Source organism: Nocardioides jiangxiensis, from assembly GCF_030580915.1.
Classification (GTDB): Bacteria; Actinomycetota; Actinomycetes; order Propionibacteriales; family Nocardioidaceae; genus Nocardioides; species Nocardioides jiangxiensis.
Genome location: NZ_JAUQTA010000001.1, coordinates 2,169,679 through 2,190,800 on the forward strand (window position 1 = coordinate 2,169,679; position 21,122 = coordinate 2,190,800).

Genomic DNA, 21,122 nt, shown 5'->3' on the forward strand with positions numbered 1-21,122 from the left:
CCGTTCTCCGGAACGGGGGCTTCGTGCGTCGTGGGGAGAGGTCGTCGCTCGCTCAGGCGGGCTCGGCCGGCTCCAGCTCGGCGGACGGCTTCTCGACGGCGACCTGCGGCTCGCGGCGGCGGTGGCGCAGCTCGACGAGCAGGCCCCGAACGCCGCGGGCGGGCTGGTGCGTGCCGTCCAGCTCGGTGCCCGGAGTGCGCGCCGCCTCGGAGGCCGCGCGGGTCAGCGAACGGACACCCTCGCCGCGGGCGGCCTGTGGCGTGTCGTCGACGGGGCCGAGGCCCAGGGCTGCGAGCGCGGAGGGGAGGAGGGCGCCGGCCAGGGCGGCGTACCCTGCGGCGGACGGGTGGAACCGGTCCGGGCCGAAGAGGTCGGTGGGCCGGGCGGCGAACTCGGGGCCGAGCATGTTGCCCAGCGAGACCGAGCGTCCACCGGCCTCGACGATCGAGATCGCCTGCGCCGTCGCCATGCGACGCGACATCAGCCGCGCCCACTGGCGCAGCGGCGGGTTGATCGGGCGGACCGTGCCGAGGTCGGGGCAGGTGCCCATGACGATCTCGATGCCGGCGTTGCGGAGCCGGCCCAGGCAGGCGTCGAGCTGCTTGACCGAGGTGCTGGGCAGGACGCCGTGGGTCACGTCGTTGGCGCCGATGGAGATGATCACGAGCTCAGGCTCGATGAGCAGGGCGCGGTCGATCTGGTCCATGAGGTTGGAGGTCTGTGCCCCGACGACGGCGAAGCAGCCGAGGTAGACGCGCCGGTCAGCCGCCGCCGCGATGCCGGAGGCGATGTGGGCGCCCGGTGTCTCCTCGACGTCGTCGACGCCGTAGCCCGCGGCGGCCGAGTCGCCGAGGAGGGCGATCCGGATCGCGGGCCCGGGGCGCTTGCGTCCGTACCAGCCAGAGGCGTTGGGGGGCGGCTCGTCGAGCGGGTCGCCGATCGCGCGACGGGCCAGCAGTGCCTCGGCGCGCAGGACGCCGTACAGGCCGAGCCCGAGTGCGGAGACACCGCCGCCGCCGACGGCGGCTGCGGAGGCCACCTTGCGCACGGTCTCGGTCCTGGACATGTCCACCACTGTAGGTGACCGCTCCTTTCCCCTCAGAGGTTCCGGTACCCCTCTTGCCGGGCCGCCCTAGCCTGTGTGACGTGGACTACGCGAACTCGCTCCTGGAGCTGATCGGCAACACCCCGCTCGTCCGGATCACGCGCGCCCTGGACGCGGTGGGTCAGGCCCCCGGCCCCCTCGTCCTGGCGAAGGTCGAGTACCTCAACCCCGGCGGCTCCGTGAAGGACCGGATCGCGACCCGGATGATCGAGGCCGCGGAGGCGTCGGGCCGGCTGCAGCCCGGCGGCACGATCGTGGAGCCGACCTCGGGCAACACCGGCGTCGGGCTGGCGATGGTGGCGCAGCAGAAGGGCTACCAGTGCGTCTTCGTCTGCCCCGACAAGGTCAGCGAGGACAAGCGCAACGTCCTCAAGGCGTACGGCGCGCGCGTGGTCGTCTGCCCGACCGCGGTGGCCCCCGAGCACCCGGACAGCTACTACAACGTGAGCGACCGCCTCGTGCGCGAGATCCCGGGCGCGTGGAAGCCCGACCAGTACTCCAACCCCGACAACCCGCGGTCGCACTACGAGACCACCGGGCCCGAGATCTGGGAGCAGACCGACGGTAAGGTCACCCACTTCGTCGCGGGTGTGGGCACGGGCGGCACGATCAGCGGCATCGGGCGCTACCTGAAGGAGCGCAACCCGGAGATCCAGGTCATCGGCGCGGACCCGGCCGGCTCGGTGTACTCGGGAGGCAGCGGGCGTCCGTACCTGGTCGAAGGCGTGGGGGAGGACTTCTGGCCGGAGACGTACGACCGTGAGATCGCCGACCGGATCATCGAGGTCTCCGACGCGGACTCCTTCGCCTTCACCCGTCGGCTGGCGCGCGAGGACGCGCTCCTGGTCGGTGGCTCGTCCGGCATGGCGGCGTACGCCGCGAAGCAGCTCGCCGAGGAGCTGGCGGCGCAGGGGCGCACCGACGCCGTCATCGTCGTCCTGCTGCCGGACTCGGGCCGCGGCTACCTGACGAAGGTCTTCAACGACGAGTGGCTGGCGTCGTACGGCTTTCCGACGGGCGTCGAGGCCGCGGCCGAGAAGACCGTCGGCGAGGTGCTGCGCGGCAAGTCCGGCCAGCTGCCGGACCTCGTGCACACCCATCCCACCGAGACGATCGCGGACGCCGTCCACATCCTCCGGGAGTACGGCGTCTCGCAGATGCCGGTCGTGCGCGCTGAGCCGCCCGTGGTCGCCGCCGAGGTCGCGGGATCCGTCGACGAGCGGACGCTCCTCGATGCCCTCTACGCCGGCGACGCGAAGCTGACCGACTCCGTCGAGAGCCACATGTCGGCGCCGCTGCCGACGATCGGCTCCACGGCTCCGGCATCGGAGGCGGTCGCCGCCCTCGAGCACGCCGACGCCCTGCTCGTGCAGGAGGACGGCAAGCCGGTCGGCGTCGTCACGCGTCAGGACCTCCTCGCCTACATCGTGCGGGGCTGAGGTGGTCGCCGCTGACGAGGTCGCCTTCCGGCTGGAGGAGGCGCGGCGCAGGGTCGCCGAGCGCGACCGCCTGCGCGAGCGTGTCGAGTCGACCCTGGCCGCTCGTGACGAGGCTCGCCGGGCGGCTGACGCCTCCGCCGCCGAGCTGGTCGAGCAGCAGGCGGGCGTGACCCGCCTCGAGACGATGTCGCCCACGCGGATCTGGGCCGCGCTCACCCTGCAGCGTGACAGCGCACTCGCCCGCGAGCGTGCGGAGCGCGACCGCGCCTCCTACCTGGCGGCGGAGGCGCACGGGCGGCTCGCGGCTCTCGACGCGGACCTGTCGCGGCTCAACCAGCAGCTGTCGGCGTACCGCGCCGTGGATGACGAGCTCGAGGCGGCGCTGATGGCGAAGGAGGAGCTGCTGGCGGCCACGGGAGCGAGGTCCGGGGCCGAGCTCGCCGGCATCGCCGAGGAACGTGGCACGCTCTCGGCCCGGCTCAAGGAGCTGCACGAGGCCGCGGTGGCGGCAGTCGACGCGCGACGCGCCCTCGCGGATGCCGACCGGCTCCTGGGCAGTGCCCGCAACTGGTCCAACTGGGACACGTTCATGGGCGGGGGGCTCTTCACCGACATGGTGAAGTACGACCGCATCGACGAGGCGACCCGCGCCATCGGTGCGGCGCAGCGTGCGCTCGCCGCCCTCGAGCGCGAGCTCGCCGACATCGGGTCCCAGGCCGCCCTCAAGCTCGAGGCGTCGCTCGGCGCCAAGCTGTTCGACACGCTCTTCGACAACATCTTCTCGGACCTCGCGATGCGCTCGCGGATCGTGGACGCGCACGACACGGTCCGCCGCGTGCTCCCGCGGGTCGTGGAGCTGCTGCCACCGATCGACGAGGAGATGCGGGCGGTGGAAGCGCAGGTCGCGGCGCTGGACTCCCGGCGTACGACGATCCTGGGCGAGCTGCTCTGAGGTCAGTCGACCTCGACCAGCTTGGAGCGGCTGGTGTGCCCGCGGACGATCGTGATCCGTGACTTCGGCACTCCGAAGTGGTCGCTGAGCAGCTTCACGACGCCGTCGTTGGCGGCGCCGTCGACGGCGCGCTCGCGGACGAAGAGGGTCAGCGCACCGTCCTCGCCGACCTCGACCAGCGGGCCCTTCTTCGAGCCGGGCTTCACGGTCACGCCGTAGCGCGCCATCGGTCAGCCCTGGCCGTGACGCGTGCTGCGCTGGACGGGCAGCTCGATGGTGCGCGGAGCGGGCGTGTCATCGGCCGCCGCCACGTCGGGCACGTTGCCGTCGACGTACATCCAGCGACCGGCGCGGCGGCTGAAGCGGCTCCGCTCGTGCATCTCGTCGGCGCCCTCCGGCGTCCGCATGCGCGCGATGAACTCGACGACGCCGAGGTCGTCGTCGGGCCCACCGGCGACGATGTCGAGGATGGTGAGGCCGATGAACTCCACGCCCGGTGCCGGGCTGACGTCGTCCGGACGGGTCCGCGGGTGCCAGGTGCGGAAGACGTGATCGAGCTCGCCGAGGGCGTACGCCGAGTAGCGCGACCGCATCAGCTCCTCGGCGGTGCGCGCTTGAGCAGCGCCGCTGATCAGACGACCGCAGCACACGCCGTAGTTGGACCCGGTGCCGCAGGGGCACAGTCGGGGGTAGCCGGTGAACTCCATCACGACCCACCCTAGGGGTCGCGGAGGCGGTCGTCACACGCGCACGCCGGGCGGCTACCGTCGCAGGGTGCCCAGCCTGTCGCATCGCCTCGTCGCCCTCGCCCTCCCGCGGCTCAACCCGCCCGTGGTCATCACCGACCCGGAGCGCCTGCGCGCGAAGCTGGTCGAGAAGAACCGGACGCGGCAGACGACCCCGCCGGCGTGGCTCGCGAAGGACTTCGTGGTCACCGAGGAGTGGATCGGCACCGGGGGCGGCTTCCCGGTGTACGTCGCGACGCCGCGCTCGGGCTCGTTCACGCGGACGCTGGTGCACCTCCACGGCGGCTCGTACACGGCGACGGCGCACGTGCGGCAGTGGAAGTTCGCGGCGGCACTGGCGCGGCGTACGTCGGCGCGGCTGGTCTTCCCGGCGTACCCGCTGGCGCCGGAGTTCACCTGGCGCGACTCGGTGCCGGCCCTGACCGGCTACGTCGCGGGGCTGTGCGCAGAGGGTGAGGTGGTCGTCTCGGGCGACTCCGCGGGCGGTGGGCTGGCGCTGGCCGTGGCCCTCGGCGTGCGCGACCTGGTCCGGTCGGGCGAGGCACCCGCCCAGCCGGCGAAGCTCCTGCTCATCGCGCCGTGGGCCGACCTGACCCGCTCCGCGCCTGGCACCGAGGAGGCGGCGGCGCGCGACCCCTGGCTGTCGATCGAGAACCACGACACCTACGCCCTGTTCTGGGCCGGCTCGGCGGCCGACCTGGTCCTGCCGCAGGTCTCGCCCGCCCTCGGTGACCTGACCGACCTGCCGCCCACGATGCTGCTGTGCGGAACCCACGACATGCTCTACGCGGGGGCCGAGGCGCTCGCCGCCCGTGCCGCGGCCGTGGGGTGGCCGGTGGTCTTCGAGATCGGCCACGGGCTGCTGCACGTCTACCCGATCCTGCCCGTCGCCGAGGCGCGTGGTGCGCTGAAGCGGCTCGCCGCGTTCGTCCGCGGCTGACCCTCAGTTGCCGCCCCGGCCGGGCAGCGCGAGGCCCGTGGCCGTTCGGGCAGCGACGTCGGTGAACGGCGAGCCCTCCGTGGGCCGGTGCCGGCCCCGCGTCGTGCCTGGTGGGCGGGACTTCCCGTCACCTGGTGACGAGGAACCACGTGGTGGTCAGCGGCGGAGACGCTCCTGCTTCACGGGCCGGTCGGAGGGCAGGACCTGCGGGTCGGATCCGGCGCGGGCGACGGCCCAGAGCGTTGCGGCGAGGGAGGCCACGAGGACCGCGGCCATCGCAAGGGCGAAGTACATGCCATGACGCTACTGCGGCCCTCAAGCCGGAAGCTCCCGGTCAGCAGCTGACCAGGAGCTTCCGATGTGATGAGCCGGGGGTCACCCGGCGTCACCAGTAGTGCGGCCTCGGGCCGATCGAGTGGCCCATCGAGCCGGCGAGCCAGAGCACCACACCGACCAGGACGAGGATGATGCCCAGCGTCCACAGGATCGAGATGTTGAAGATGGCTCCGAGGATGAGAAGGACGAGACCAAGGACGATCACGGCTACTCCTTTCCCGGCACCGGCCGGCGGCCGGTGGTCGTCGCGATCTGCGACAGGAGTCAGGTACCCCGATCGGTCGCGACGCATGACACGGCCCGGTCAGGTCGTCGGGACCTTGATGCCCGTCGCGGAGTGGCAGCGGTAGCCGTTCGGGTTCTTGTAGAGGTACTGCTGGTGGTAGTCCTCGGCGTAGTAGTAGGTCGGCGTGGGCCGGATCTCGGTGGTGATCGCGCCGTAGCCCGCGCGCTCGAGCACGGGGGCGTACGCCGCGGTGATCTCGCGGGCCACCTGCTCCTGCTCGGGGGAGTCGTAGTAGATCGCCGAGCGGTACTGCGTACCGATGTCGTTGCCCTGGCGATAGCCCTGGGTCGGGTCATGCACCTCGTAGAAGGCGCGGACCAGGTCGGCGTACGACACGGCGTCGGGGTCGAAGACCACCCGCACGGCCTCCGTGTGCCCGGTCATCCCGGAGCAGACCTCCTCGTACGTCGGGTGCGGGGTCGTGCCGCCCGCGTAGCCGACCGACGTCGACCAGACCCCGGGGATCCGCCAGAAGACCTCCTCGGCGCCCCAGAAGCAGCCGAGGCCGAACAGGGCGACCTCCAGGCCGGCAGGCACGTCGTCGGTGACCAGCGGCGAGCCGAGCACGAGGTGCTTCTCGGCGAGCTGGAAGGGCTGGGTCGCGCGCCCCGGCAGGGCGCGCTCGGGTGACACCATCTCGGTCTTCTTGAAGAACATCGGGGCCTCCTTCAGGCAGGTCAATTCTGCCGGTCCGGGCAAGGCGTGGGCAGGGGTCTAGGCTCGCGAACGTGAGCCAGGACCACACGCAGAAGGCGGGGTTCGAGACCCGCGCCATCCACGGCGGCTACGAGCCGGACCTGACGACCGGCGCGGTCATCCCGCCGATCTACGCGACCAGCACCTACAAGCAGGACGGCGTCGGCGGGCTCCGGGGTGGCTACGAGTACAGCCGCTCGGCCAACCCCACCCGCACCGCCCTCGAGGGTGCGCTCGCCGCCGTCGAGGAGGGGGAGCGCGGCTTCGCGTTCGCCTCCGGGCTCGCCGCGGAGGACACCGTCCTGCGCGCGCTCACGAGCCCCGGCGACCACGCCGTCATCCCCGATGACGCGTACGGCGGCACGTTCCGCCTCTTCGACAAGGTCGCGCGCCCCTGGGGCCTGGCACACACGCCCGCGCACCTCGCCGACGTCGACGCCGTCCGCGCGGCGATCCGGCCGGGTGAGACGAGGCTGGTCTGGGTCGAGACGCCGACCAACCCGCTGCTCTCCATCGGCGACATCGAGGCGCTGGCGGCCGTCGCCCACGACGCCGGAGCCCTCCTCGTGGTCGACAACACCTTCGCCTCGCCGTACCTCCAGCAGCCGCTCACCCTGGGCGCCGACGTCGTCGTCCACTCCACCACCAAGTACGTCGGCGGGCACTCCGACGTCGTCGGTGGAGCGGTGGTCGTGCGCGACCTCGAGGTCGCCGAGCGGATCGGCTTCCACCAGAACGCCATGGGTGCGGTCGCGGGGCCGTTCGACAGCTTCCTGACGCACCGGGGCCTCAAGACGCTGGGCGTCCGCATGGACCGGCACTGCGACAACGCCGAGCGGGTCGTCGACTTCCTCTGCAGCCACCCGGCTGTGGGCACGGTCATCTACCCGGGCCTGGAGACCCACCCTGGGCACGACGTGGCGGCCAGGCAGATGAGGCGCTTCGGCGGCATGGTCAGCTTCCGGGTCCACGGCGGAGAGGAGGCGGCGCTCCGGGTGTGCGAGTCGACCCGCGACTTCACGCTGGGCGAGTCGCTCGGCGGCGTCGAGTCGCTGATCGAGCATCCCGGCCGGATGACCCACGCCAGCGTCGCGGGCACGGCGCTCGAGGTGCCGGCGGACCTGGTCCGGCTGAGCGTCGGCATCGAGACCGCCGACGACCTCCTCGCCGACCTGGAGCGGGCACTTGGCTGAGCGGACCGGCCAGCAGACCGGCCAGCAGCCGGACGTCCGCTTCTTCCTGGCCAACGAACGGACCTTCCTCGCCTGGCAGCGCACGGCCCTGGGCATGCTCGGCGCGGGCGTCGCCGTGCTGCACCTGTTCGTCCGCGACGCCGCCGTCTGGCTGCTCGGCACGGTGCTGCTCGTGGCCGGGGGATGCTGTGCGGTCCTGGGCTGGTGGCGCTACCGCGACGCCGAGCGGGCGATCGAGCGCGGGGAGCGGATCGGGGCGCTGGTGATGGCACCGGTCCTCGCCGGCGCGCTGGTCGTCGCGGTCGTCGCGGCGCTGGCTTCGGCACTCCTCTAGCCTGACCAGCGTGAAGGACGAGCACCCGAGCGACGAGCCCGCCCACAAGGCGCCGCTCTCCGCGACCGAGGCGGACCAGACGTCGGACGAGCAGGCCCAGGCAGAGGCTGACGAGAGCCGCACGGAGAAGCTGGCCCACCTGCTCGCCCACCAGTGGGCGCAGCTGCGTGCCGAGCGCCGCAACGACGTCGAGCCGATCCGTACCGGCCCCTCCAACTTCAGCCGGGCGCAGGTGCCGTGGGGCCTCGACCTCGCCGCCGCCTGGTCCTGGCGCCTGATCGTCATCGCCATCGCGGCCGGTGGCGCCGCCGCGGCGATCTGGCACTTCCGGGTGCTGACCATCCCCCTCGTCATCGCGCTGCTGATCAGCGCCCTCGTGTCGCCGTTCGTGCGGCTGCTGGCGCGCCTCGGCATCCCGCGGGGGCTCTCCGCGGGCGTCACCGTCCTGCTCGGGCTGGCGACCGTCGTCGGGCTGCTCTCGTTCGTCGGCAACCAGGTCGCCGCCGGTGCCAGCGACCTCGCCGACCAGGTCGCCGGCGGCCTCGGGGAGATCCGTCGCTGGCTGCAGACCGGCCCGATCGACGCCAGCGACTCGCAGATCAACGACTGGATCGCGAGCGCGCAGAAGGCCATCACGGAGCGCTCCAAGCACATCCAGGTCGGGCAGGTCACCGAGTGGACGACCGCGGTCGGCCACGTGGTCGCCGGCATGTTCATCGTGCTCTTCTCGACCTACTTCTTCCTCGCCGACGGTCACCGGATCTGGGCCTGGCTGGTCCGGATCTTCCCGCGCGCCGCGCGCGAGGCCGCCGACTCCTCCGGCCGTGTCGCCTGGGTCTCGCTCACGCAGTTCGTGCGGGCGACGGTCATCGTCGCGCTCGTCGACGCGGGCGGGATCATGATCGGTGCCGTCATCCTCGGCGTACCCCTGGTGCTGCCGATCGGCGTCCTCGTCTTCCTCGGTGCCTTCGTGCCGATGGTCGGTGCGACGCTCGCCGGCCTTGTGGCGACCCTCGTCGCCCTGGTGACGGTCGGACCGGTCAAGGCGCTGATCATGCTGGCCGTCGTGGTCGGCGTGCAGGAGGTCGAGGCCCACGTGCTGCAGCCGCTCGTCCTCGGCCGGTTCGTGTCCGTCCACCCGCTCGGCGTCATCGTCGCGATCGGCGCCGGCGTGATCCTGGCCGGGCCGGCGGGCGCGCTGATCGCCGTCCCCCTCGCCGCTGTCGCCAACGCCGTCGTCGTGCACCTCGGTCGGCTCTCCGACCCCGAGTACGCGGCGGAGATCCATGCCATCGAGGGACCGGCTGGAGGCGCGCCGTGATCCTCGGGCTCGCCGACGTCGAGGCGGCACGCGACATCCTCGCCGGCACGGCCGTGCGGACCCCGGTCGTGGAGTCGAGGTGGCTCTCCGACCTGACCGGCCAGCAGGTCCACCTCAAGTGCGAGAACCTGCAGCGCACCGGTTCGTTCAAGCTGCGTGGCGCGTTCGTGCGCATCGCGCGGCTCTCCGCTCGGGAGCGCGCCGCCGGTGTCGTCGCCGCGAGTGCCGGCAACCATGCCCAGGGTGTCGCGCTGGCCGCCCAGCAGCTCGGCATCCCCGCGACGGTCTTCATGCCGGAGGGGGCACCGATCCCCAAGGAGCGCGCGACCCGCGCGTACGGCGCGGAGGTCGTCTTCGCGGGCCGGTACTTCGACGACGCCCTCCGCGAGGCCCTGGCGTACGCCGACCGCACGGGCGCCACGTTCATCCACCCGTTCGACCACCCCGACGTGGTCGTCGGACAGGGCACGGTCGGCCTCGAGATGCTCGACCAGGTGCCCGACGCGGCGACCATCCTCGTCCCGGCGGGCGGTGGCGGCCTGGTCGCCGGCGTCGCGCTGGCGGTGAAGGCGGTACGCCCCGGCGTACGGGTGGTGGCGGTGCAGGCCGAGGGAGCCTCCGCGATCGCGCCGTCGCTCGACGCAGGGGCTCCGGTGCGGCTCGACAGCATGAGCACGATGGCCGACGGCATCGCCGTCGGACGGCCCGGTGAGGTGCCGCTGGCGCTGATCCGCGAGCACGTCGACGACGTCGTGAGCGTCTCGGAGGAGTCGCTCTCGCAGGCGCTGCTGAGCCTCGTCGAGCGCGCCAAGATGGTCGTCGAGCCCGCGGGCGCGGCGGCGGTCGCCGCCCTCGTCGACCGGCCCGACGCCTACCAGGGCCCCGTCGTCGCGCTGCTCTCCGGCGGCAACATCGACCCGCTGCTGCTCGGGAAGGTGATCAGGCACGGCCTCGCGTCCGCGGGCCGCTTCCTCAACCTCGCCGTCTCACTGCCCGACGTGCCGGGGGCGCTCAACGGGCTGCTCACCGAGATCGCGGCGTCGCAGGCCAACATCCGCACGATCGGGCACGACCGCACGTCGTCGTCGCTGCGGCTGGACGAGGTCGAGGTCCGCATCGAGTGCGAGACCCGCGGCACGGAGCACGCCGAGGCCCTGATCGCACGTCTGCGCGACCTCGGCTACAAGGTCCTGTAAGGCGGAGGGCACGCGCCAGCCGAGTGCAGACGGGGCCCGTGCCGCCGAGACGGGGCTTGTGCCCGGCACAAGCCCCGTCTCGGCGCCGCACGGGCCCCGTCTCGAGACGCGAAGGTCAGCCGGTGAAGGGCTCCGCGTCGAGGATCACGACCTCGAGGGTCTTGCCGTTGGGCGCCTCGTAGGAGACGGTGTCGCCCTTCTTGGCGCCGATCACGGCGCCGCCGAGCGGGGCCTGGGGGGAGATGACGGCGAGGCCGTCGGGGTCGATCTCGCGGGCGCCGAGGAGGAACTTCTCCGCCTCGTCGTCGTCGTCGCCGACGAACTTGTAGGTCACGACCATGCCGGGGCCGATCGTGCCGTCACCGGCCTCGGCCTGGCCGACCTCGGCCTTCTCGAGCATCGCGGTCATCTGGCGGACCTTGCCCTCGAGCTTGCCGAGCTCCTCGCGGGCGGCGTGGTAGCCGGAGTTCTCCTTGAGGTCGCCCTCGTCGCGCGCGGCGCTGATGCGGTCGACGATCTCCTGACGCAGCGGGCCCTTCATGTCCTCCAGCTCGGCCGCGAGCTTGTCGTAGGCCTCCTGGGTGAGCCAGATGGTGTCCTGCTCGGTCATGTCATCACTCCTGCAACGTTGGTGCGGATAGAGGTACGCCGCGGCGCGTGGCCGCGGCGGACTCCGGTGAAAGCAAAGGACAAGACTACCAAGGCCGCGCTCAGCGGGCCTGGTTCTGCCCCTCCGCGGTGCAGCCGACGAGGTCGATGGCAGTGGCCTCGCGCTCGGTCTTGATCTTCACGTGGTTGGTGCCCGCGACGGGTGTGAAGGTGAGGTCGCCGACCGGTGTCTTGTCCGCGGCGAGCGCCTGGACCCGGCAGCTCGGGTCGACTGCGTCGTCGGAGAGCGTGACGACGATCTCCGCCTCGGTGAGGTGGGCGCTCACGACCGAGAAGCCGGCGTCCTGCGACTGCACGTCGGGGGTCGAGTAGGTCCACCAGACCCAGGCGACCCAGGCCAGGAACGGCGCCCCGACCACGATGCCCACGAGGAGAGCGGGGGAGAGGCGGCGCCTGCCGGTGCGCCGGCCGTAGCGGTCGTCGAGTGCGTCGGTCACGCGGTCATGCTCCCATGCCGCCCTGCTCCTAGAATCGCCGCATGTCTGTTGAGCCCCTGCGGCTGATGCACGTGCACGCGCACCCCGACGACGAGTCGAGCAAGGGTGCGGCCACCACCGCGAAGTACGTCGCCGAAGGCGTCGACGTCACGGTCGTCACGTGCACGGGTGGTGAGCGCGGCGACGTGCTCAACCCGAAGATCGACCCGGCCACGATCGACGACATCCAGGCGGTGCGCCGCGCGGAGATGGAGGCCGCCCGCGAGATCCTCGGCGTCCACCAGGACTGGCTCGGGTTCGTCGACTCGGGCTGGCCGGAGGGTGACCCCAAGCCGCCGCTCCCGGAGGGGTGCTTCGCGCTGGTCCCGGTCGAGGAGGCCGCCGAGCCGCTGGTCCGGCTGATCCGTAGCGTCCGCCCGCACGTGATGACCACCTACGACGAGCGTGGCGGCTACCCGCACCCCGACCACATCGCGTGCCACAACGTGTCGATGGAGGCCTACCGTGCCGCCGCCGACCCGGAGCGCTACCCCGACGCGGGGGAGCCGTGGCAGGTCGCGAAGCTCTACTTCCACCACACCTTCAACCGCCCGCGTGCCGTCGCCATCGGCGAGGCGATGGAGGCCGCCGGCCTCGTCTCGCCGTACGCCGAGCGGCTGGCGCAGTGGAAGCCGGACCCGGCCTGGGACGCCCGGATCACCACGCGGGTCCCGTGCGGTGAGTACTTCGAGGTCCGTGACCGCGCACTCCTCGCCCACGCGACGCAGATCGACCCCGACGGCTTCTGGTTCGCGGTGCCGATGGAGATCCAGCAGGCGACGTGGCCCCACGAGGACTTCGAGCTGGTCGAGAGCCACGTGCCCACCGAGCTGCCCGAGACGGACCTCTTCGCGGGCCTGCGGGACGCGCCGTGGCCGGCGTGAGGGACAATGAGGGCATGTACGCGCTGCTGACCATCCTCACGAAGTCCAACTGGAACGGTGACGACGACAAGATCGTCGCCGGCTGGATCGGCTTCACCGTCCTGATGGCGCTGATCGTCGCCACCGCACTGCTGTGCTGGAGCTTCACGCGCCAGATGAAGAAGGTTCGCTCCGCCGACGCCGCCGGCGTCTACGGCACCGACGAGGACACGACCTCGGACGACGAGCAGGCCTGAGCCTGCCCGACGGTCAGCCCTGCTGGCCGTTCTGCTCGGCGATCTGTCGGCGTACGTCGTCCATGTCGAGCCCGCGGACGGCTGCGATGACCTGCTCGAGTGCCTGCTCCGGCAGGGCACCGGGCTGTGCGAAGACCAGCACGTTCTCACGGAAGACCATCAGCGTCGGGATGCTCGTGACCCGGAAGGCGCCCGCGAGCTCCTGCTGCTCCTCGGTGTTGACCGAGCCGAAGACGATGTCGCCGTGCTTCTCCGAGGCGGCCTCGTAGATCGGGGCGAACTGGCGGCACGGGCCGCACCAGCTGGCCCAGAAGTCGACGAGGAGGATGTCGTCGCCCTCGACGTGCGCGGTGAAGTTCTCGGCGGTCAGCTCGATGGTGGCCATGAGCTCCACGCTACGCGGTCCGCGTTCGGACGACACGCAGTGGCCGTTCACAGGTGACGCACAGGTTCCTCATGGCCGCCCGATGCCGGCGCACGGCATGCTGGCGCCATGAGCTCCCCTGCCGCCGCTGCGCTCACCCGGGCCGACGGCTCGCCGCTGCGCGTCCTCGTCGTCGACGACGAGGTCAACATCGCCGAGCTGCTCGGCATGGCCCTGCGTTACGAGGGCTGGGAGATCTCGACCGCCCACACCGGCCGGGAGGCGGTCGCGCTGGCCAGGGAGGTGCGTCCCGACGCGATCGTGCTCGACTGGATGCTGCCCGACTTCGACGGCCTGGAGGTCATGCGCCGGGTTCGGCAGCAGCAGCCTGACGTGCCGGTGCTCTTCCTGACCGCACGCGACGCCGTCGAGGACCGCGTGGCGGGCCTGACCGCCGGCGGCGACGACTACGTGACGAAGCCGTTCTCGCTCGAGGAGGTGGTCGCGCGCCTGCGGGGCCAGCTGCGCCGCTCCGGTGCGACGCAGCGTCGGGAGAACCCGGTGCTCGCGGTGGGCGACCTGACCCTCGACGAGGAGAGCCACGAGGTGACCCGGGCAGGGGAGGAGATCTCGCTCACCGCGACGGAGTTCGAGCTGCTCCGGTTCCTCATGCGCAACCCGCGTCGCGTGCTGTCGAAGGCGCAGATCCTCGACCGGGTCTGGAACTACGACTTCGGCGGCCAGGCCAACGTGGTCGAGCTCTACATCTCGTACCTGCGCAAGAAGATCGACGCGGGCCGGGAGCCGATGATCCACACGATGCGGGGTGCGGGCTACGTCCTCAAGGCGGCCCAATGACCCGCCTCGGGCGGCTCGTCCCCACCTCGCTGACGGCCCGCCTGACCGCGACGGTGGTGCTGCTGGTCGCGCTCGTCGGCATCCTGGTCTCGGGGCTCACGACCGCGGTCCTCGGCCGCCACCTCGACAGGCAGCTCGACGACGACCTGGCCGCTGCGCACGCCCGGGACGTGCGGGCGCTGACGCACCGCCTCGGCCCCGACGAGTACATCGGTCCCGGCGTGCCGCCGCAGGTCGGTGACGCGCGTGCCCAGGGTGCGGGCACCCTCACCGCCTACTACGCCAGCTACGGATCGACGGGCATCGTGCTGACCGGCCGTGGCGACGAGCAGGCGCTCAGCGAGGACGAGCTCGCCGAGATCGACGCCGAGGTGCCGGACACCGAGCGGCCGACCAGCCATGACATCGAGGGCCTCGGCGACTACCGGTTCACCACCTCCGTCGTCGCCGGGATCACGGTGGTCACGGGCGTCCCCACCCGCGATGTGCGGGAGACGGTCACGGAGGTGGCGGCCTGGGGTGCGGCGTTCACCCTGCTCGCCGTCGGCGTCGCGGGCGCCTTCGCCGTCGTCGTCGTACGCCGCCAGCTCCGTCCACTGCGCGAGGTGGCGCGCACGGCGCACGAGGTGGCCGGCCTGCCGCTGGAGAGCGGCGAGGTCGGGATGACCGCCCGGGTGCCGGCGACGCTCACGGACGAGCGGACCGAGGTCGGGCAGGTCGGGTCGGCACTCAACGTGCTGCTCGGCCACATGGAGAGCTCGCTCGACGCGCGTCACCGCAGCGAGCAGCAGGTCCGGCAGTTCGTCGCCGACGCCTCGCACGAGCTGCGCACGCCGCTCGCCACCATCCAGGGGTACGCCGAGCTCGGCCTGCGCCCGGACGCCGACCCGGAGCGCGTGCTCCACGTCCTGGGCAAGGTACAGGGCGAGTCGCGGCGGATGACCTCGCTGGTCGAGGACCTGCTGCTGCTGGCGCGGCTCGACGCCGGGCGACCGCTGGCGCGCGAGGACGTCGACCTCACCCACCTCGTGCTCGAGGCGGTGGGAGACGCCCGGGTCGTGGCCCCGGACCACCGCTGGAAGCTCGACCTCGCTGACGAGGCCGTCGTCGTACCCGGCGACGCGCAGCGGCTGCACCAGGTGCTCGCGAACCTCCTCGCCAACGCCCGGCGGCACACGCCCGCGGGGACCACGGTGACCGTCGCCGCGTGGCGCTCGGCCGACGGTGCGACGGTCACGGTGCACGACGACGGTCCGGGTGTGCCGGTCGAGCTCCAACCGTCGCTCTTCGAGCGGTTCACGCGCGGCGACGCGTCACGCACCCGTGACTCCGGAGGTGCCGGCCTCGGCCTGTCGCTCGCGCACGCGATCGCGACCGCGCACAGCGGCACGCTGAGCTGTGACTCGAGGCCCGGGAGCACCACGTTCACGCTCACCCTGCCGGCCTGAAGGCCCGGACGGTCTCATGGGTGAGGCTCACAGGAAGCGCACAGGTCGCGCGCAGGGTGCACCCAGCGGGGAGGGGTTGGCTGAAGCCACACCAACCCGAGGGAGAACCCGATGAGCACGAAGAACCCCGACGCCCCGCAGCCGGAGCAGCAGCCCGGGAGCAGCGGTTCGCGCTGGGAGCCGACCGCCGCCGAGGCGAACGCCCCGACCGAGCAGGTCGCCAGCCCGCCGGCCGCGGAGGCGGCCCCCGCACCGGCCTCTGCGCCGGCCTCTGACGCGGCACCCACAGCGGCGGCCCGGCAGTACCCGGACGCCGCGGCGACCCCGGCCGCGCAGGCGCCGAGCAGCACGACGTTCGCCTCTCTCAAGGCACTCTCCACGGGCGCCAGGGGTGCGCTCGCCGGCGCGGCCGCCGTGCTCGTCCTCGGCAGCGGGGTGACCGGCTTCGCGATCGGCCAGGCCGGGGACGACGGCCACCAGCGCATCGACGTCCGCTTCGGCCAGGCCGGCTTCGACCGGGACGGCGACAGCGGCCGCGGCGGCTTCCCGGGACAGATGGGGCAGCTGCCGGGTCAGCCGGGCCAGCAGGATGGCGCCGGCCGGTTCGAGGGTCAGCTCCCGCAGCCGGGAGGGACGACCGACGGCCAGGGCGGCCCGACGCAGAACGACGGCTCGGAGTCATGACGCCCGCCCAGCTGGACACCGTCGTACGGCGTACGTCGGTGACGGTCGTCGTCGCTGCGCTCGCGGCGGTGACCGGCTGGTGGTTCGTGGGCAACCACCCGACGGGGCTCGTCGGTGCGATGGGGCTCGGCCGGCTCTCCGGCCTGCTCTCCGCGGCGCTGCTCCTGGTCCAGGTCGTCCTCATGGCGCGGGTGCCGCTGCTCGAGCGGGCCTGGGGCCAGGACGAGCTCGCGAAGCAGCACCGGTGGGTCGGCTTCGCCTCGTTCAACCTGCTGCTCGTGCACCTCGCCCTGATCACCTGGGCCTACGCCGGCGGCGCCTCAGCCCTGCTGACGACCGCCTGGCACCTGGTCGTCGACTACCCGGGCATGCTGCTGGCCGCCGCCGGCACCGCGTGCCTGGTCATGGTCGTCGTGACCAGCGTGAAGGCGGCCCGGCGTGCGCTGCGCTACGAGTCGTGGCACCTGCTCCACCTCTACGCCTACCTCGGAGTCGGGCTGGCGCTGCCGCACCAGCTCTGGACCGGTCAGGACTTCGTCGGCCACCCCGTCGTCACCGCGACCTGGTGGACCGTGTGGGGCGCCGCGCTCGGTGCGGTGCTGCTCTGGAGGGTCGGGCTGCCTCTGGTCCGCACGGCCCGCCACGGGCTCAGGGTCACCTCGGTCGTCGAGGAGGGCGAGGGCGTGGTCTCGGTCTACCTCTCCGGCCGTCGCCTCGACCGGCTCGGTGCGGAGCCGGGGCAGTTCCTGGTCTGGCGCTTCCTCGGCCGGGACGGCTGGACCCGGGGCAACCCCTACTCCCTGTCGGCCGCTCCCGACGGGCGCAGCCTGCGCATCACCGTCAAGGCCCTGGGAGACGGCTCCGCCGAGCTGCGGTCGCTGCGGCCCGGCATGCGGGCCATGGTCGAGGGACCCTACGGCCGCCTCTCGCCCCGAGTCCGTACGTCGCGGCGCGTCGCCCTGATCGGCTCGGGGGTCGGCATCACGCCGCTCCGGGCGCTGGCCGAGGGACTCGACTACGCGCCCGGTGACGCGGTGCTGCTGCACCGCTTCTCCCGTGAGCCGCTCTTCACCCGCGAGCTCGAGGTCCTCGAGCGGGAGCGTGGCCTCGCCGTCGTCGGCCTGCCGGGTCCGCGGCGCTCGGAGGGCTCCTGGCTCGGCACGATCACCCCGGCCGTCGACGACGCCGCCGCCCTGCGGGCATGGGTACCGGACATCGCCGAGCGCGACGTCTACGTCTGCGGCCCCGCGGCCTGGGCGGGCGCCGTCCGCCGGTCCGCACGGGCCGCCGGCGTACCCGCGCGGCGGATCCACACCGAGGCTTTCGGGTGGTGACCGGGATGCGACGGATCATCTTCTGGCTGGCCTCGACGGCCACCGTGCTGGTGCTGCTCTTCAGCTACCACACCTCCCTCGGGTTGAGCACGGCGACGGCGACAGCCGCGGCGTACTCCGGCTCGGTGGCGGGCTCCACGACCACCCCGCCGGGCACCCCGAGCGGGTCGTCCTCGGCAGGGACCTCCGGCAGCGGCTCAGGGTCGGCGAAGGGCACGACCACGACCGGCAACGTGGTCTACACCCGCTACGGCCCGGTCCAGGTGCAGGTGGTGACCAGCAGCGGCAGCATCACCTCGGTGAGGGTGCTGCAGTATCCGAGCAGCGACCCGCGCTCGCAGCAGATCAACGCCGAGGCGCTCCCGGTGCTGGTGCAGGAGACCCTGGATGCCCAGAGCGCCAGCATCGACATGGTGAGCGGGGCGACGTACACCTCCGACGGCTACCTCCGGTCGATCCAGTCGGCCCTCGACAAGGCGGGCGCATGAGCACCGCCCTGAGCTCCCCGGCCCGGTACGTCGAGCAGGTCATGGGGCTGCCGTTCAGCCTGGCCCTGCGCGGCCGCCACGCCTCCGACGCCCGGGCCCGGGAGGCGTGGGCGGCCGTCGTGGCCGACCTGCGCGAGGCCGACCGGGTGTTCAGCACGTGGCGCCCGGACTCGTGGGTGGCGCGGCTCGCGCGGGGCGAGGTGGAGGTGAGCGACTGTCCTGCCGAGGTGGCGGAGGTGCTGGCCCTCGGCAACGCGGCCGCGCACGCCTCGGGCGGCGCCTTCGCCCTCACCCGGCCGGACGGCACGGGGCAGACGGTCTTCGACCCGAGCGGTGTCGTGAAGGGGTGGGCCGCCGAGCGTGCCGCGCGCCACCTCGCGGAGCTGCCCGAGACCGACCACTGCCTCTCGGCCGGCGGCGACGTGCTGGCCTGGACCGCGGATCCGCTCGGCCGGCCCTGGACGATCGGTGTCGAGGACCCGGAGGATCCTCGGCGGATCATCGCCCGCGTCCCTCTTCGGCGGGGTGCGGTGGCGACCTCCGGGAGTGCGCACCGTGGCGGGCACGTCGTCGACGCGCGGACCGGCCGGCAGCCGGCGGGAGTGCGTCAGGTGACCGTGATCGGGGGCGGCCTGACGGCCGTCGACATCGAGGCGACCTCGGCGTACGCGCTCGGGCCCGATGCTGCGCGCTGGCTTCGCGCGCAGCGGCGCACGGGGATCGTCGTCTGGTCCGACGGGCGGGCCGAGCTGGTCGGCTGAACGGTCGACCCCGGCAGCCGGGCCCAGGTCAGTGCTGCACGGCGGCGTGGGCCGGAGCCGGTGCAGGAGGGGCGTCGGTCGTCGTCGCAGTGAACGTCGCGGCCGCCACGATGGCGACGGTGCCGAGCACGATGTTGGTCATGGGTTCCCCCGAGTGGGTAGGCGGGCAGGCCGAGTCCTGCGTGTCCGTACGCCGGTGGAACGGTTGCATCGCGCACCCATGACGCGGTGGCGTCCACGATGTGGTGTGATCCGGCCCACGCTGTGGGCCGCGGTGTCACCAGGTGCCTCCGCCACCTCCGCCACCGCCTCCGCCGCCGGAGAACCCACCGCCGCCCGACGAGGACGATCCGTCGCCCGAGGAGGAGCTGCTCGACGAGCCCGAGCTCCACGACTCTCCGGCGCCCCGGAGTGACGCCAGGCGCGACGTGCGGACGAAGGCACCGATGCTCTCCCTGATCGCGGACTCGCCCGAGGCTGCGAAGGAGTGCAACGAGCTGACCAGGTCGTCGGTCGACGGAGCGGGCGCGACCGACCGAGCCGACCCATCCGACGCGATCCGGTGTCCATCGGCCTGGTCCGCGACCCGCGGCACCAGATCGGCGACGTCGGGGAACTTGTCGGCCCAGGCGTCCGCACAGCCGAACGCGACGGCGTACGGCAGCCACTGGAGGTAGGTGCTCTCCGTGCTGGCTGCGAAGGTGCTGCGGGCCTCGGCGCTGTCGGTCGCGAGCATCCGCCGGAAGCCGCCGGCGCGGCTCCACGCCTCGCGCCCCTCGGGGGTGGCGCGCAGGTACACGCCGCCCGTCGGTCGCTCCGTGCCGACCAGCGTGACGACGCCGAGGGTCGCGATGCCGCCGCCGACTCCCGTGAGGAACGAGGCGAAGCCGTGGCCGGTCAGTGCGCCCCAGACGAACACCGCTCCGGCACAGACGGACAGGACCCAGATGGCGAAGGTCGTCATGGCCAGGCCCCCTCGCTCCAGGAGCAGGCTCGTGCCGCCCAGGAGAGCGATGGCGGCGAGCGGCAGCGCCCACACGATCGGCCCGGTCGACGCGACGACCACGGCGAGCACGAGACCGAGCCCGGCAGCGACGCCCTGGCTCCAGCGCAGCCAGGCGGGCGGTGTCCAGCCGACGAGCAGGCCGGAGTCGGCGGCCCACGACGCGGTCGCCTGCGTCAGTGCCCGGTGGGCACCGCCGAGGCGCGCTCCGCCGGACCGGTCGAAGGAGACGTCGCGGTCTCCCAGGCTGCTCGACAGGCGACGCGTCACGACGTCGTCCACCTGCCAGTCGTCGGTGCCCGGACGCGAGCGCCAGGTTCCCTTGCGGCCGCGGCCCAGCGTGATCATCCCGGCCACGGCGGCCTGGAGGAGCGACCCGGCGAACATGGCGCGCGTGAACCGGCGCTCCAGCAGGTAGGCGGCCTGCGCCGGCCCGACGCCGCGGGGCGGGCCGGCGACCAGCGGGAACGGCGGCCGGGCCTCGCGCATCCTCCAGACCACGAAGCCGCCGCCGAGGACGATCGCCGCGGTCAGCAGCAGCGCGAGCGCCGCCGCTTCCCTGCTCGACCCCCAGGTGCGCTCGGCCTCGACGGACCACGGGCGGAGCTGCTGGGCCAGCGGTGGGCGGCGTACGTCCACGAGGGTGCTGACCGTGACCGGCGTGCGGGACCACAGGTGGTGCTGGGTGATGGTGAACGAGTCGCCGTCGGCGCCGGGCATCACCTGGTCACATCCGTCGCCGGGTCCCCACCCCACCGTGCAACGCACGCGGCCGATCCCGGCCGGCAGGTGCACACGCAGCGTGGTGGCGTCGATGGTGTTCTGCCAACCGCCGGGCACGAGGTCCCAGTAGAAGCGCGAGCGGCTGCCGGCGGGCAGCAGGACGTCGTCGACCGTGTACCGCAGCACGTAGGTGTGCTCGCCGGCGGGAAGCGTCCGGTCGGGGCTGCCGACCCGGTAAACGACGAACCGCCCGTGCCGCTGGGTCGAGCGCTCCACCACGGCGTGGGCGCCGCGGCGGTCGTCGACCGTGACGCTCATGTCGTGGGGCGCGCGACGGAGCCCCGGGGCGTTGGGGTCGTCGAGGTCGAAGTACCGGTAGATGCCGTGGCTCCCGTCGTCGCGGAAGTCGACCGTCACGCGCTCGACGACCGCCATCGACCCGTCGGCGTGCACGTCGAAGTCGGCCACGTAGCGGCTGATCGGGTGGGCATCGGAGCCGCCGGCCTCGCTCTCGTCGTGCCACCAGCGCGGCGCCAGCAGGAGGGCCGGAAGCAGCAGGAGCCCCAGGACGTACGCCGCGAAGAAGCGCCTCATGTCGCGCAACATAAGCCACCGCGACGTCGGGAGGGTGACGGCTGGCAGGCTGGAGG

25 protein-coding genes are annotated in these 21,122 nt (G+C 72.8%); 15 read left to right on the plus strand and 10 right to left on the minus strand.

What is annotated here, in order from left to right; translation table 11 throughout:
* Window positions 1-52: 52 nt before the first annotated feature.
* Window positions 53-1,066 (minus strand): SGNH/GDSL hydrolase family protein, encoded by a 1,014-nt coding sequence (locus tag Q5722_RS10620; RefSeq protein ID WP_305028178.1) that lies wholly within the window; start codon window positions 1,064-1,066, stop codon window positions 53-55.
* An 80-nt stretch (window positions 1,067-1,146) separates the two neighbouring features.
* Between Q5722_RS10620 and Q5722_RS10625 the strand changes: the two genes are divergently transcribed.
* Complete coding sequence (locus Q5722_RS10625) at window positions 1,147-2,544, plus strand: cystathionine beta-synthase (RefSeq protein ID WP_305028179.1); 1,398 nt, start codon at window positions 1,147-1,149, stop codon at window positions 2,542-2,544.
* 1 nt (window position 2,545) lies between these two features.
* Window positions 2,546-3,496: a hypothetical protein gene (locus Q5722_RS10630; protein ID WP_305028180.1), complete on the plus strand. Its 951-nt coding sequence runs from the start codon at window positions 2,546-2,548 to the stop codon at window positions 3,494-3,496.
* 2 nt (window positions 3,497-3,498) lie between these two features.
* Here the strand turns inward: Q5722_RS10630 and Q5722_RS10635 are convergent, their stop codons facing one another.
* Together Q5722_RS10635 and Q5722_RS10640 are read right to left on the minus strand one after the other, a co-directional pair.
* Entirely contained in the window at window positions 3,499-3,723 is a 225-nt protein-coding gene (locus tag Q5722_RS10635) for a DUF167 domain-containing protein (protein ID WP_305028181.1), read from the minus strand.
* A 3-nt stretch (window positions 3,724-3,726) separates the two neighbouring features.
* A complete protein-coding gene (locus Q5722_RS10640) occupies window positions 3,727-4,203 on the minus strand; it encodes a YchJ family protein (protein ID WP_305028364.1) in 477 nt (158 codons plus the stop codon).
* 67 nt (window positions 4,204-4,270) lie between these two features.
* On the opposite strand from Q5722_RS10640, the gene Q5722_RS10645 reads away from it, so the two are divergent.
* Complete coding sequence (locus Q5722_RS10645) at window positions 4,271-5,182, plus strand: alpha/beta hydrolase (RefSeq protein WP_305028182.1); 912 nt, start codon at window positions 4,271-4,273, stop codon at window positions 5,180-5,182.
* Window positions 5,183-5,338: 156 nt separating this feature from the next.
* On the opposite strand, the gene Q5722_RS10650 is transcribed toward Q5722_RS10645, so the two are convergent.
* The 3 genes from Q5722_RS10650 to msrA form a co-directional block, all read right to left on the minus strand.
* Window positions 5,339-5,476: a hypothetical protein gene (locus Q5722_RS10650; protein ID WP_305028183.1), complete on the minus strand. Its 138-nt coding sequence runs from the start codon at window positions 5,474-5,476 to the stop codon at window positions 5,339-5,341.
* 91 nt (window positions 5,477-5,567) lie between these two features.
* On the minus strand, window positions 5,568-5,723 hold the full coding sequence (locus tag Q5722_RS10655) for a DUF6131 family protein (RefSeq protein ID WP_305028184.1): 156 nt from the start codon (window positions 5,721-5,723) through the stop codon (window positions 5,568-5,570).
* 99 nt (window positions 5,724-5,822) lie between these two features.
* Window positions 5,823-6,461: a peptide-methionine (S)-S-oxide reductase MsrA gene (msrA, locus tag Q5722_RS10660; RefSeq protein ID WP_305028185.1), complete on the minus strand. Its 639-nt coding sequence runs from the start codon at window positions 6,459-6,461 to the stop codon at window positions 5,823-5,825.
* A gap of 71 nt (window positions 6,462-6,532) precedes the next feature.
* On the opposite strand from msrA, the gene Q5722_RS10665 reads away from it, so the two are divergent.
* Genes Q5722_RS10665 through ilvA form a run of 4 tightly spaced genes read left to right on the plus strand, consistent with a single transcriptional unit; the run spans window position 6,533 to window position 10,544 of the window.
* A complete protein-coding gene (locus tag Q5722_RS10665) occupies window positions 6,533-7,693 on the plus strand; it encodes a cystathionine gamma-synthase (RefSeq protein ID WP_305028186.1) in 1,161 nt (386 codons plus the stop codon).
* Complete coding sequence (locus Q5722_RS10670) at window positions 7,686-8,027, plus strand: YidH family protein (RefSeq protein ID WP_305028187.1); 342 nt, start codon at window positions 7,686-7,688, stop codon at window positions 8,025-8,027. Before Q5722_RS10665 ends, Q5722_RS10670 begins: the two co-directional genes overlap by 8 nt.
* Before the next feature lie 10 nt (window positions 8,028-8,037).
* Window positions 8,038-9,348, plus strand: a complete 1,311-nt coding sequence (locus Q5722_RS10675; protein ID WP_305028188.1) for an AI-2E family transporter — start codon at window positions 8,038-8,040, stop codon at window positions 9,346-9,348.
* Window positions 9,345-10,544, plus strand: coding sequence for a threonine ammonia-lyase (gene ilvA / locus Q5722_RS10680; protein ID WP_369415020.1), 1,200 nt, complete (start codon window positions 9,345-9,347; stop codon window positions 10,542-10,544). The genes Q5722_RS10675 and ilvA overlap by 4 nt, the downstream gene beginning before the upstream one ends.
* A gap of 115 nt (window positions 10,545-10,659) precedes the next feature.
* Here the strand turns inward: ilvA and greA are convergent, their stop codons facing one another.
* Both greA and Q5722_RS10690 read right to left on the minus strand, forming a co-directional pair.
* Entirely contained in the window at window positions 10,660-11,154 is a 495-nt protein-coding gene (gene greA / locus Q5722_RS10685; protein WP_305028189.1) for a transcription elongation factor GreA, read from the minus strand.
* Window positions 11,155-11,254: 100 nt separating this feature from the next.
* A complete protein-coding gene (locus Q5722_RS10690; protein ID WP_305028190.1) occupies window positions 11,255-11,650 on the minus strand; it encodes a DUF4307 domain-containing protein in 396 nt (131 codons plus the stop codon).
* A 41-nt stretch (window positions 11,651-11,691) separates the two neighbouring features.
* On the opposite strand from Q5722_RS10690, the gene mca reads away from it, so the two are divergent.
* Window positions 11,692-12,573, plus strand: a complete 882-nt coding sequence (gene mca, locus Q5722_RS10695) for a mycothiol conjugate amidase Mca (protein WP_305028191.1) — start codon at window positions 11,692-11,694, stop codon at window positions 12,571-12,573.
* A gap of 14 nt (window positions 12,574-12,587) precedes the next feature.
* Entirely contained in the window at window positions 12,588-12,809 is a 222-nt protein-coding gene (locus Q5722_RS10700) for a hypothetical protein (RefSeq protein WP_305028192.1), read from the plus strand.
* Between the two features lie 13 nt (window positions 12,810-12,822).
* Here Q5722_RS10700 and trxA read toward each other — a convergent pair whose 3' ends face one another.
* On the minus strand, window positions 12,823-13,194 hold the full coding sequence (gene trxA, locus Q5722_RS10705; protein ID WP_305028193.1) for a thioredoxin: 372 nt from the start codon (window positions 13,192-13,194) through the stop codon (window positions 12,823-12,825).
* 108 nt (window positions 13,195-13,302) lie between these two features.
* Between trxA and Q5722_RS10710 the strand changes: the two genes are divergently transcribed.
* The 6 genes from Q5722_RS10710 to Q5722_RS10735 all read left to right on the plus strand — a co-directional run bounded on the left by Q5722_RS10710 (window position 13,303) and on the right by Q5722_RS10735 (window position 18,746).
* Window positions 13,303-14,031, plus strand: a complete 729-nt coding sequence (locus Q5722_RS10710) for a response regulator transcription factor (RefSeq protein WP_305028194.1) — start codon at window positions 13,303-13,305, stop codon at window positions 14,029-14,031.
* A complete protein-coding gene (locus tag Q5722_RS10715) occupies window positions 14,028-15,479 on the plus strand; it encodes a sensor histidine kinase (RefSeq protein ID WP_305028195.1) in 1,452 nt (483 codons plus the stop codon). The genes Q5722_RS10710 and Q5722_RS10715 overlap by 4 nt, the downstream gene beginning before the upstream one ends.
* A gap of 111 nt (window positions 15,480-15,590) precedes the next feature.
* Complete coding sequence (locus tag Q5722_RS10720) at window positions 15,591-16,163, plus strand: hypothetical protein (RefSeq protein ID WP_305028196.1); 573 nt, start codon at window positions 15,591-15,593, stop codon at window positions 16,161-16,163.
* On the plus strand, window positions 16,160-17,497 hold the full coding sequence (locus tag Q5722_RS10725) for a ferredoxin reductase family protein (protein WP_305028197.1): 1,338 nt from the start codon (window positions 16,160-16,162) through the stop codon (window positions 17,495-17,497). The genes Q5722_RS10720 and Q5722_RS10725 overlap by 4 nt, the downstream gene beginning before the upstream one ends.
* A gap of 5 nt (window positions 17,498-17,502) precedes the next feature.
* Window positions 17,503-17,985 (plus strand): FMN-binding protein, encoded by a 483-nt coding sequence (locus tag Q5722_RS10730; protein WP_305028366.1) that lies wholly within the window; start codon window positions 17,503-17,505, stop codon window positions 17,983-17,985.
* Entirely contained in the window at window positions 17,982-18,746 is a 765-nt protein-coding gene (locus Q5722_RS10735) for an FAD:protein FMN transferase (RefSeq protein WP_305028198.1), read from the plus strand. The genes Q5722_RS10730 and Q5722_RS10735 overlap by 4 nt, the downstream gene beginning before the upstream one ends.
* 277 nt (window positions 18,747-19,023) lie before the next feature.
* On the opposite strand, the gene Q5722_RS10740 is transcribed toward Q5722_RS10735, so the two are convergent.
* Window positions 19,024-21,066 (minus strand): DUF2207 domain-containing protein, encoded by a 2,043-nt coding sequence (locus Q5722_RS10740; RefSeq protein ID WP_305028199.1) that lies wholly within the window; start codon window positions 21,064-21,066, stop codon window positions 19,024-19,026.
* Window positions 21,067-21,122: the final 56 nt, after the last annotated feature.